At 49.5% G+C, this 10,271-nt stretch carries 12 protein-coding genes; 5 read left to right on the forward strand and 7 right to left on the reverse strand.

Features of this window, described 5'->3' with window-relative positions; all coding sequences use genetic code 11:
* Together RYZ26_RS15680 and RYZ26_RS15685 are read right to left on the reverse strand one after the other, a co-directional pair.
* Window positions 1–549 (reverse strand): thioredoxin family protein, encoded by a 549-nt coding sequence (locus RYZ26_RS15680; protein ID WP_317684182.1) that lies wholly within the window; start codon window positions 547–549, stop codon window positions 1–3.
* Window positions 550–615: 66 nt separating this feature from the next.
* A complete protein-coding gene (locus tag RYZ26_RS15685) occupies window positions 616–1,620 on the reverse strand; it encodes a zinc-binding alcohol dehydrogenase family protein (RefSeq protein ID WP_317684183.1) in 1,005 nt (334 codons plus the stop codon).
* Window positions 1,621–1,729: 109 nt separating this feature from the next.
* On the opposite strand from RYZ26_RS15685, the gene RYZ26_RS15690 reads away from it, so the two are divergent.
* Window positions 1,730–2,638 (forward strand): LysR family transcriptional regulator, encoded by a 909-nt coding sequence (locus RYZ26_RS15690; RefSeq protein ID WP_317684184.1) that lies wholly within the window; start codon window positions 1,730–1,732, stop codon window positions 2,636–2,638.
* Here the strand turns inward: RYZ26_RS15690 and RYZ26_RS15695 are convergent.
* The 5 genes from RYZ26_RS15695 to RYZ26_RS15715 form a co-directional block, all read right to left on the reverse strand.
* On the reverse strand, window positions 2,625–5,642 hold the full coding sequence (locus RYZ26_RS15695; RefSeq protein WP_317684185.1) for a M10 family metallopeptidase C-terminal domain-containing protein: 3,018 nt from the start codon (window positions 5,640–5,642) through the stop codon (window positions 2,625–2,627). The genes RYZ26_RS15690 and RYZ26_RS15695 overlap by 14 nt on opposite strands.
* Before the next feature lie 188 nt (window positions 5,643–5,830).
* Complete coding sequence (locus tag RYZ26_RS15700) at window positions 5,831–6,193, reverse strand: NUDIX hydrolase (protein WP_411576877.1); 363 nt, start codon at window positions 6,191–6,193, stop codon at window positions 5,831–5,833.
* 287 nt (window positions 6,194–6,480) lie between these two features.
* Window positions 6,481–6,792, reverse strand: a complete 312-nt coding sequence (locus tag RYZ26_RS15705) for an ester cyclase (RefSeq protein ID WP_411576878.1) — start codon at window positions 6,790–6,792, stop codon at window positions 6,481–6,483.
* Window positions 6,693–6,902: a hypothetical protein gene (locus RYZ26_RS15710; RefSeq protein WP_317684188.1), complete on the reverse strand. Its 210-nt coding sequence runs from the start codon at window positions 6,900–6,902 to the stop codon at window positions 6,693–6,695. Before RYZ26_RS15710 ends, RYZ26_RS15705 begins: the two co-directional genes overlap by 100 nt.
* A gap of 59 nt (window positions 6,903–6,961) precedes the next feature.
* A complete protein-coding gene (locus RYZ26_RS15715) occupies window positions 6,962–7,861 on the reverse strand; it encodes a histone deacetylase family protein (protein ID WP_317684189.1) in 900 nt (299 codons plus the stop codon).
* Between the two features lie 127 nt (window positions 7,862–7,988).
* On the opposite strand from RYZ26_RS15715, the gene RYZ26_RS15720 reads away from it, so the two are divergent.
* The 4 genes from RYZ26_RS15720 (at window position 7,989) to RYZ26_RS15735 (ending at window position 10,068) form a co-directional block, all read left to right on the forward strand.
* The gene (locus RYZ26_RS15720) at window positions 7,989–8,435 is read left to right on the forward strand and encodes a MarR family winged helix-turn-helix transcriptional regulator (RefSeq protein ID WP_317684190.1); all 447 of its coding nucleotides are present in this window, start codon (window positions 7,989–7,991) and stop codon (window positions 8,433–8,435) included.
* On the forward strand, window positions 8,435–9,058 hold the full coding sequence (locus RYZ26_RS15725) for a cysteine hydrolase family protein (protein WP_317684191.1): 624 nt from the start codon (window positions 8,435–8,437) through the stop codon (window positions 9,056–9,058). The genes RYZ26_RS15720 and RYZ26_RS15725 overlap by 1 nt, the downstream gene beginning before the upstream one ends.
* Before the next feature lie 164 nt (window positions 9,059–9,222).
* Window positions 9,223–9,777, forward strand: coding sequence for a pyridoxamine 5'-phosphate oxidase family protein (locus tag RYZ26_RS15730; RefSeq protein ID WP_317684192.1), 555 nt, complete (start codon window positions 9,223–9,225; stop codon window positions 9,775–9,777).
* A gap of 165 nt (window positions 9,778–9,942) precedes the next feature.
* Window positions 9,943–10,068, forward strand: a complete 126-nt coding sequence (locus RYZ26_RS15735) for a hypothetical protein (RefSeq protein ID WP_317684193.1) — start codon at window positions 9,943–9,945, stop codon at window positions 10,066–10,068.
* Window positions 10,069–10,271: the final 203 nt, after the last annotated feature.

Here is a 10,271-nt window from a genome sequence, read left to right on the forward strand (position 1 = left end):
CTAACTGCGCCATTTGATCGAACACCCCATGGACGGGAATTGTTCAGCTGGACCACGGCCCGTTTCGGCTATGGTGCGCATGGCGTTTAGCAGTTCAGGGATGCGGTTGTTGGGATTGCCCATGGTCGCATCATCAAGGCGTCCGCGATATTGCAATTCCCCTTGGGCATTAAAGCCAAAGAAATCCGGCGTGCAGATGGCGCCGTATGCCTTGCCGACAGATTGGTTTTCATCGATCAGATAAGGAAAGGCGAAGCCATGTTTCTTGGCAAAGAGCTTCATGTTTTCAGGGGAGTCTGCGTTATAGGTCTGATAGTCATTGGACATGATCGCCAGCACATTGATCCCCTCGGCCATCAGCTGTTTGGTATCTGTGGAAAGCCGTTCTGCAATGCGTTGCACATAGGGACAATGGTTGCAGATAAAAGCGACGAGCAGACCTTTGTCGCCAAGGTTCTCTTGCAAACCGAAGGAATTGCCATCCGCATCAGACAGGGTGAAGTCCGGGGCTTTCCAGCCGAAGTCACAGATTGGGGTATCTAACAGCATGGGCCAAACTCCTTCGTAAAAAAGATGCGGAATGATTACTCACCCGCATCTTGATCATTTCATATCTTAGTAAAAACCGTCCAGTACGTTTTTGCCAATCACCGTGCCGCTTTCCTGAATTTTATGGGCGTTGGTGATGGTCGCTGCACTGATCTTACCTAGATTATTGGTCACGGTGAAAATCAGCGTGCCGTCATCCAGCATTTCTGAAACGCGGGTCAGCAGGTTTTGTTGTTCAGCGATATCATCTGTCTGGAACATAGATCGTGTGAACATAAATTCCCAGCTGAAGGTCAGGGCCTTTTGTTTGCCCGCTTTGATATCCAATGTTTCCGGATCATCGATAAAGGCGATGCTGCCGCGTGGTTTGATCAGTTCGATAATCTGGTCGAAATGTCCGTCTGTGCCTGTGAGTGCGGCAACATATTTGGGTTCCAAGCCTAAGTCCTTCACCTGTGCCGCAATGGGTTCGCGGTGATTGATTACATGGTCTGCGCCCATCTTGTTGACCCAGTCGATGGTATCTTGACGCGATGCAGTTGCGATGACGGTGAGTTTGGTCAGTTTCTTTGCCAGTTGCACAAGGATGGAACCGACCCCGCCTGCTGCACCAATGACGAGGATGCTTTCACCTTCACCGCCGCCTTCTGTGACGCGCAACTGATCAAACAGGAGTTCCCAGGCGGTGATGGAGGTCAGGGGCATACCTGCTGCTTCGGCAAAACCAAGCGAAGTTGGTTTTTTACCTACAATACGTTCATCGACAACATGAAGGGCAGAGTTGGTACCGGGACGGGTAATATCACCGGCGTAGAAAACTTCATCGCCGACTTTGAATTTTGTTACATCACTGCCGACCTGTGTGACGATCCCGGCGGCGTCATAGCCCAGCACTTTGGGCCCGCCATCCGGTTCGGCACGCACGCGCACTTTTGTATCCACCGGGTTAACAGAAACCCCATGAACTTCGACCAGCAGGTCGTGCGGGCCGACTTCGGGTATGGCGGTTTCAAATTCAGTAAAGGCGGCGGACTCGATAGGGCCCATGTTTGTGTAACCGATGGCTTTCATGACTTTGTCTCTCTGTTTGAAGGGATGTTGCCAAGGATAATATCATTTTTGAAAATATTGATAATCAGGTAAAATGTGAAAAGTTAATACGGATTTAGCGGATAATAAAATGAACATAGATCACCTGATCCTCTTTCAGAAAATCGTTGAAAAAGGTGGGCTGGCGGTTGCGGGGCGGGAATTGGGTCTGTCGCCCACCACGGTGTCGGAACGTCTGGCGGCACTGGAAAGCTATTATGGCGTCACCCTGCTGAACCGGACCACACGTGCCATCAGTCTGACCGAAGAAGGACGTGTCTTGTTTGAAGGGGCCCATCAGTTGTTATCCGAAGTGGACGAACTGGATTACCGCATCCGTTTGGGGGCACAGACCTTGTCCGGTCCTATTCGCATCAGTGCCCCTTTGGGGCTGGGGCGCGATATTATTGAACCTGTCATCAACCAGTTTCTGGAAGACAATCCGCAGACAAGTGTGGAGTTGATGTTAAGCGACGGCTATGTGGACATTATCCATGAAGGGATCGATTTTGCCGTGCGCTTTGGGGAACTGCGTGATAGTAGTCTGCGCGCCCGTGTACTGGGGGAAAATCACCGGGTGGTGGTGGCGTCCCCCGATTACATCAAGCGGTTTGGCAGGCCCGAACATCCGAATGATCTGGAAAAACATAATTGCATGGTCATGCGCTTTGGGCTGCACCCAGATAATGTCTGGCGCTTTGTGGAAGGCGGCAAAGAATTTTCGGTCAATGTCACGGGCAACCGTATCGCCAATGACGGACGGCTGGTCCATCAATGGGCGCTGGAAGGTCATGGGTTAGCCCTTAAATCCATGTGGGATGTGGGGCGCGATGTAAAGACGGGAAAACTGGTTCACCTGTTGGCTGATTTTGCGCCAGAACCATCATTGGTGCAGTTGCTGTTCCCCCCCAGTCGCAGCCAGCCGCGCCGGGTCAAAGAACTGGCGGCCAAGCTGACAGAGGCCTTTGAGAGACGCTATCTAGAGATCAAACCAGCGTGATGTCGCTGTCATCCACCGCCACTTCGTGAGACACATTGGCAACGAGGGAATAGCCGCCTGTACTTTGGCCGTTGGTATCCACATAAAGATTGTTGCTGCTGTCACGGATCACGTTAGCGGTTGCGCTGGTGGCATTGGTGCCGTCATAAGTCGCGGTGATGGCTTCGAAGATTACTTCGGTGATGCCAAAATCACTGCCTTTGATGTGGATCTGGTCATTGCCCTTGGAAAAATCGGCAATGGTGTCGCTGCCGTCGCTGGTTTCAAAATAAAAGATGTCGTTGCCAGCCCCACCGATCAGTTGATCTGATCCGGCACCACCTTGCAGGGTATCTGCGCCTTCATCACCAAAAATATAATCATTGCCTGCCCCGCCTGCCAGCAAATCAGAACCTGTTGATGGGTCTGATATGATCTGACCCACAACGCCGGAGGTTTGCCCGGCAAGGCCGTAACTGTCACTGCCGGAAAGCAAGATTTCAACTTCATTGCCTGTGGTGAAATGGTTTTTGACCGTGATGCGATCCCCTGTTTTAAAGCTGAGGATCAGATCATTACCACTGCGCGTGGCGTTGGACAGATTATCCACCGTAAAGCCGGAAATCTGATCGCTGGTGCCTGCGCTGTCGGTGATGGTGTCACTGCCGGATGCGGTTGCAAAGACGTAGCTGTCATTGTCCGCCCCACCGATCAGATGGTCATTACCCAGCCCGCCTGTCAGCGTATCGTTTCCTGCACCGCCCGTTAAGGTGTTGTCGGCAAAGTTACCGATCAACTGGTCCGCCCCGCTGCCGCCCGTTGCATTTTCGATGATTACATCAAAGGCAATGCCGACATTGTCTTCTGCACTATAGGTGGGTTGTGGGGCTTGATCATAAAAGGACGGCAGTTGGCTGCCGACCGGATTATAAATTCCGATGGAACTGTAATTGCCGGGTGTTAAATCAATGATGCTGTCGCGGCTGAAATTGCTGGCATCAATGGTGTCGGTGCCTGCCGCATCCCAGATGGATTTGAAAACACGATCATCGGGATTAAAGCTGTAGGTATCGTCCCCCGTGTTCGTGCTGGTGTTGGCTCCATAGAGGTGCTGAAGGGCGGCAATATCATAGGTCATCAGCGTTTCCGGATACCAGTCATGAACGGTGTAGCTATAGCTCGATGCATCGCCCGTTACGTCAATCACTTGCGCTTTGGGGTGGCTGGTATAGGACATGACAGTATATTGCTGGCTATCGTCTGTGCCTGTAAGTCTGTTTGTTCCGTCAAAGGGGTGGGCAAGGCCCGTTGCATGGCCGATTTCGTGGATCAGCGTATAAAAACCGTGCGATCCGTTGGTCAGGGTATCGTTGGAGGTCTGGTTGTTGGCGATAAAGACGTCGCCGCCTTTTTCATTTGCTGTTATGTTCACACCGTTGAGGGTGTAGTCAACACTGGGCGAGAAGGCAAAGCCTGCGGAACTCGTTTGTTCACTACCCGCAAATCGCAGTATTCCACCATTTCCCGTATCCGCAACTTCTGTAAAGGTAAGGTTGGTGATTTCAGAAAATTGCCCCAGGACAGTCCGGACGGCTGTTTGCTGCGCGGATGACATTGTTGTGAAATTAACGATTTCTCCCGGTGTTGTATAATAGGATGGCAGTGCATCCATGAAGCTGTAGGTCAGTGAAACCGAATTACCCACAGACGTATCGGCATTCCATCTGGCATATGAATCATCAAACATCAGCCCTGTGACCCGATTTGGGGTCGCAACGGCGGCTGAGGCGGTGACGGTTGCGTCGGCGAACTGCAGGTTTTCGATATCTTTTACCTGGGTCACGCCATCGCGTGATCCCACACTGTCACTGATCTGAAAACCCTGATCCGTCTTGGTGACCGTGTAGTCTGCCTGATTACCAGTAAAGATGGCTGTGTCTGAGCCTGCCCCGCCAAACAGGCTGTCATTGCCCACGCCACCTGTTAACAGGTCATCCCCGCTTGAGCCAAAGATCACATCATCACTGGCAGCCCCCGTCAGGGTATTGTTGGTGGCTGCCGTGCCAGCAAGGATTTGTCCTTTTACGCCCGTTGTCTGGCCGCTGAGGCCATAATCATCGCTGCCGGAGATCAGAATTTCAACCTCGCCACCATTGACGAAATGATCCTTAATGGTGACCGTGTCGCCTGTATAGAAAGACAGGATCAGATCATTGCCGGATTGCTCTGCATTCGACAGGTTCTGGATAGAAAAACCGGAAATTTTATCGCCGGTTCCGGCGCTGTCCGTAATGGTGTCGCTGCCAAAGCCTGCGGATAGATGATAAGTGTCGTTGCCATCCCCGCCTGACAGATTATCTGTGCCTGCGCCGCCGATCAGGATATCCGTAGTTGTGCCCCCTGTCAGGGTGTCGTCACCACTGCCGCCTGTCAGAATGGCGTTGCTTGTGGTGGCGGTGACGCTTTGTCCCGGTGTTGTGGTGGTACCGCCATCAGCTGGCGGGATGGTTTGTGGTGGGGGCTGTGTATTTTCTGTTATTGTTGTGGGTTCACGTTTTGGCGCAGGGGGTGGGGCCAGATCAAAGGATATAGACGGTTTGGGCGGCAGGAAACCATCAAGTTCTGTGTTATCGCCAGGCCCGTCGCCCGTTCCTGTTCCTTCACTCTGACTTTCATCGGCTGGATCATTGCCAAGGCCTTGAATAAAGAACCTGTCGAACTTGGGTCCGATCAATGATGGGTCGGATTGTGTTGAGGCGTTGAAGGTTGAGGTCGGGGAAAAGGTACTGCTGGGCGGATCGTTTCTTTCAAAGGTGGTAAATGTGGGTTCCTGGCTTGAGAATGTGGGGCCTGGCTGAAAACTCCCTTGATTAAAGCTCGGCAGGCCGAAGCTTTGTGCCGCTTCACGCGCAAGGGCAGCCGCCTCTTCTGGTGTGGCGCCTTCCTCTAAAGCAGTTTCAAAGATGTCCTGCATCAGGGCGTCAAGTTCTGCGTTTCCTTCTCCTTCCGGTTCTGGCGCAGGCACGTCGGAATTTTCCTGCGCCGCCTGAGCAAGTTGAAGGGAAGGCTTATGGGTCGCATTTGAATTCATATACACGCGTCAGCTGAATTACACCTTTTGGAAAGCGCAGTTTATCATAAAAGAAATTAACATTCCTTAAACTTTGAGTTTAGCATTGGGGCGTGACGGGAGTGCGCTTGCAGGCAAAAGACTTAAAGTGCTGTTGTGTTCAGCTGATTGGAAAATTTCCTGAGGATTTTTCCCAGTTTCTTTTCCGCGATCATATTGGCCGCATCTTCAATGGGGGTCCATTGGCGGTCGCGCTGGTCTTTCTCCGGCCAGTTGCTGAGCTCTTTGGAAACAGCCATGGGATAGACATCGACCTTACAGATATTCACCCCTTTGATCTCGGGTTTGATGTATCTGTAACTGCCTAGTCGTTTGGATGAAACATTACCTTTTACACCTGCTTCTTCAAAGGCTTCTTTAGCCGCAGAATTATAGGGCGTGAGGTTTTTCTCCACATGCCCTTTTGGAAAGACCCACCTTTTTGTGTTGCGTGATGTAATCAGCATGACCTCAATATTTCCTTTCTTGATGCGAAAAGGAATAGCTGCTGATTGAGTGATGTGTTTCGACATTTAAAATAATTTTGCTGTTTCAGATAGGGAATCCTAACAGAATCAGCCACTTTTGCCAAGTGTGTGGGTTTATGTGAACATATGGATGGTAACGAGCGCAGTGTTATGTAACTGTTTGGCATGTCGGTATTGAACAGATATTTTCGTGTACGACAGTTGTTACGCCCAATTATGGAAGATTGCCCCGCCCGATGCATATGGGCGGTTGCTAAGAATTTGTCCTAGCCACTGAAGGAAGCAGAGCTTCCCAGCTGTTTTTTAACGCCATCGATATCGCCCAGTACCCAAAGTTCAGAAATCTGTCCATCCGCTATTGTGAAAAACGCAGCCCCTGCCCATTGGATTTCCTGTCCGGTGGCTTCTACATCGAAGAAACGGGCCTGATGTATTCCTTTGAAGGTCATTCTTGCTGACGCCCGGTTTTCGGTCGTGATCAAGTCTTCGATAATACATTGATAGTCAGCCAGGGCAGTAGGATGGAACGCATATAGACGATGAAACCATCCTGCCCTCGTTTTTCCGGCCCCAATGATCCACGAAAGCGAAAATCCTCATGCAGGATTTCGCGCGCGACTGTTTCATCGGCTTTGTTCCAGACCTCATGATAGAAACGTTGGACCAGTTCTTTGGGGGATGGGTGCATTTTTGATGTTCCTGCTTATGCGCGTTTTCTGATATTCGGAAGTTTGCCACCTTCAGGCATTAAAATCCAAACAAACCCTTTGCGACCTGATAAGTATTCACATAAGCGCGTACACTTTGTTCAATCGGGTCGCTATATCCACCGCCGATACCCATGCTGATGGGAATGTTGCGGTCTTTACATCCTTTTAAAACCATTCGATCCCTTGTCATCAGTCCTTCATAACTTAAGGACATGCGTCCTAATCTGTCATGGGTCAACGGATCAACACCTGCCTGATAAAGCACCAAATCGGGTTTGAAACCCCAGACGGCAGGCAGGTGATGTTCCAGCATGGCGAGATAGGCATCATCTTCGATGCCATCCGGCAAGGGCACGTCATAATCTGAAGGCACTTTTCGAAAGGGAAAGTTTTTGTCCCCATGCATGGAAAAAACAAAGACGTTTTCATGCGGTCCAAGGATCGCCGCATTGCCATCACCTTGATGTACATCCAGATCAACAATGGCAACGCGTGTCGCAGCATTGGCAGCCAGCACGGCGAGTGCGGCGACTGCAAAATCATTATAGATACAATAACCCGAGCCGAAATCGCGATGAGCATGGTGTGTGCCGCCTGCCAACTGCCCGCTTAAGCCATCCTCCAGGGCTTGAAAAGCAGCCGCAACCGCGCCACCCGTTGAGGCCAGCGTGCGCGTCACCAGCCGTGAATGCCACGGAAACCCGATCCGCCTGATTTCTTTTTCATCCAGCGTTCCTGTCTCAAACCGCATTACATAATCACTGTCATGGGCGCGCAACACATCTTCCTTATTTGCAAGCGGGGAGAGATGCAGCATGTCCTCGCTCAGGATGCTTTCCGAGATAAGCGTTTCTCGCAAAAGACTGTATTTGCGCGCTGGAAATCGATGCCCAGGAGGTAGGTTGAGATTGAATGTGTCTGAATAGAAGAATTTCATGACGGGTAAACTACATCTTCCATGGCCAAAACGAAATAGTAATGGATTGAGGAGGAAGTTTACTGATCTTTGTGATCCTGTATAAATTAATTGACAATTGTAATGTCAATATGACAATAATGATGTCATGAATAAAGATGTTCGATTATATCAACTGATTTGGTTGTCGCGTCCACTTATGCAGGCTGCATCTGCATGTGTGGAGAAAGGGCTGGCGGGTACGGAACTTACCGTTCGTATGAGAGCTGTTATGGAAATTCTGCGAACTGAGGGAGAATTGGCCGTACCGGATATTGCTGTCAAACTTGAGATCAAACGCCAATATGTTCAGCTGATGGTGAATGAAACACTGGCTTCAGGTCTAACTGAAAAATGCCCAAACCCCCGACACAAGCGTTCTTCACTTGTGAGGCTGACACAGAAAGGATGTGACTTGATTGACGATGTCATGGCGCGGGAATTGGAGATAATGAAAATCATAGGACAAGATTTTACGGATGAGGATATCGCCACGGCGTTGGCGGTGGTTCAGTCGGTGACATCAAAGCTGAAGGCTCAAGAGGGTGATATGTGATGACAATTATATTTTATGCTCTTGGTGCAGTTGCAGTCATTACACTTTTTTGGTTCTTGACTGGTTTGAAGCACATTCAAGCTGTTAGCACAGGTGAGATAATCGGGGAGCGTTCTGAAACCGCATTGATTTTGATTGACCTTCAAACTGTATTTTGGGAGCGCGGTCCATATTTTGAGAAAGCGAAATCCATGGCGAAAGATGCCATTGTTGAAGAGATCAATAGAGCCAAAGAATATGGGTATCCGATTATTGCAGTTCGTCACGAGTGGTCAATTGCGTCAACGAAGTTGATCGCTCGAATGTTTATGAAGGGGCAAGGCATTGAAGGAACGGCAGGTACAGAATTGTTGGATACATTTAGGAATTTAGCCGACCATGAATTGATCAAACGGGTTCAGGATGCATTTGAGTCAGGTGAACTAGATGAACTTCTTAAGCGCTATAAAGTCGGGAAGCTTCGATTGGTTGGATTGGATTTTAATTATTGTGTTCAAAAAACAGCCCTTGCTGCCAGAAACCGTTGCTATGAAGTACTTGTTATCGAATCTGCTACGCTTGCGTCAACTTCGAAGGAACGTACTTTAAAATGCTTGTCGAAGCACGACGTACATGTTCAATAGGTAAGGCTGAAAGATCTCAACCTTGCTTTTGTGTCCATTGGATGAAAGAGAAAAGGAATGGGGTCCAGTAGGGAAGTCACTGCTTTATTGCAGGCTTCGGTTGGTCACTCGTTAAAAAACTGATAGGGTTCGCTTCCACGCAATTCATGCAAAGGGAGTTTGAAATGGCCCAGTTCTTTGACCAGATTACGGATGAGATGAAAGAGTTTATTGAAAAGCAGAAGATGTTTTTCAATGCGTCCGCCCCCATTGAAGGCGGTCATGTCAATGTGTCACCAAAGGGAATGGATTGCTTCAGGATCATCGGGGATAATCAGGTGGCCTATCTGGATATCACGGGCAGCGGTAATGAAACCTCGGCACATTTGCGCCAGAACGGGCGCATTACCATCATGTTCTGTGCCTTTGACGGCAAGCCAAAAATCATTCGTCTGTTCGGAACGGGCCGCGTCGTGGTGCCAACCGATGAGGAATGGATGGGGCTGTCAGCTGCCTTTGATCTCAGTAAACCGGGTATTCGACAAATCATTATGATCAATGTGCATAAAACACAGACTTCTTGCGGTATGGGTGTGCCGTTTTATGCGTATGAAGGTGATCGCAGTGACCTTCTGGATTATTGGGACAAAGGGGGCGAAGAGTTTGTCAAAAAATATCAGGCCAAGAAAAACGTAAAAAGCATGGACGGTCTGGACGCTTATCCTCTGGAAGACGCGTAAGAGGTATTTTGTTCTTAGTTTCTGTGTCGATTTAGATTATATCTAAATACAGTCAACAGTAGAAGTGCGTCCAATTCGGTCGCCTTCTCCTGTTTTCGTTTTTAAAGCCGCTCGTCGTTTTTTGCGAAGGGCGGCTTTTTTTGTTTGCAAACAAAGGAACCTGCCATGTCGATTTTTTTTGATGATGTTGCCAGCAGCGTTGGCGATTTTTGCTCTGTCGATGACAGGTATACAACCGACAGTCCCCTGTCTTCCCCGGATGCGGTAAAGACCACAGGGGGGCTTGTCTGATCTCGGTTATTTTGGGAATAAGGGAGAAAGCGAATTCTCCTTACCCAATAGTGTGAAAGCTTTTCAGGATGCCCATGGATTGAAGGTTGACCGAAAATTCCGGGGCCAGCCTCGAATGGCACTAAGTTAAGGCGTTGTCTGCATTAATTTTCGGGTGCGATTTTATCATAAAAATGGGATACTATCCCATGGAAAACGCTAGC

This window comes from Terasakiella sediminum, from assembly GCF_033100395.1.
Classification (GTDB): Bacteria; Pseudomonadota; Alphaproteobacteria; order Rhodospirillales; family Terasakiellaceae; genus Terasakiella.

Excerpts from the sequence above, each read along its gene's own strand:
- RYZ26_RS15680 (WP_317684182.1), bottom strand. The coding sequence starts at position 549 with ATGCTGTTAGATACCCCAATCTGTGACTTCGGCTGGAAAGCCCCGGAC.
- RYZ26_RS15685 (WP_317684183.1), bottom strand. The coding sequence starts at position 1,620 with ATGAAAGCCATCGGTTACACAAACATGGGCCCTATCGAGTCCGCCGCC.
- RYZ26_RS15690 (WP_317684184.1), top strand. The coding sequence starts at position 1,730 with ATGAACATAGATCACCTGATCCTCTTTCAGAAAATCGTTGAAAAAGGT.
- RYZ26_RS15700 (WP_411576877.1), bottom strand. The coding sequence starts at position 6,193 with ATGCTGATTACATCACGCAACACAAAAAGGTGGGTCTTTCCAAAAGGG.
- RYZ26_RS15710 (WP_317684188.1), bottom strand. The coding sequence starts at position 6,902 with ATGCACCCATCCCCCAAAGAACTGGTCCAACGTTTCTATCATGAGGTC.
- RYZ26_RS15715 (WP_317684189.1), bottom strand. The coding sequence starts at position 7,861 with ATGAAATTCTTCTATTCAGACACATTCAATCTCAACCTACCTCCTGGG.
- RYZ26_RS15720 (WP_317684190.1), top strand. The coding sequence starts at position 7,989 with ATGAATAAAGATGTTCGATTATATCAACTGATTTGGTTGTCGCGTCCA.
- RYZ26_RS15725 (WP_317684191.1), top strand. The coding sequence starts at position 8,435 with ATGACAATTATATTTTATGCTCTTGGTGCAGTTGCAGTCATTACACTT.
- RYZ26_RS15730 (WP_317684192.1), top strand. The coding sequence starts at position 9,223 with ATGGCCCAGTTCTTTGACCAGATTACGGATGAGATGAAAGAGTTTATT.
- RYZ26_RS15735 (WP_317684193.1), top strand. The coding sequence starts at position 9,943 with ATGTCGATTTTTTTTGATGATGTTGCCAGCAGCGTTGGCGATTTTTGC.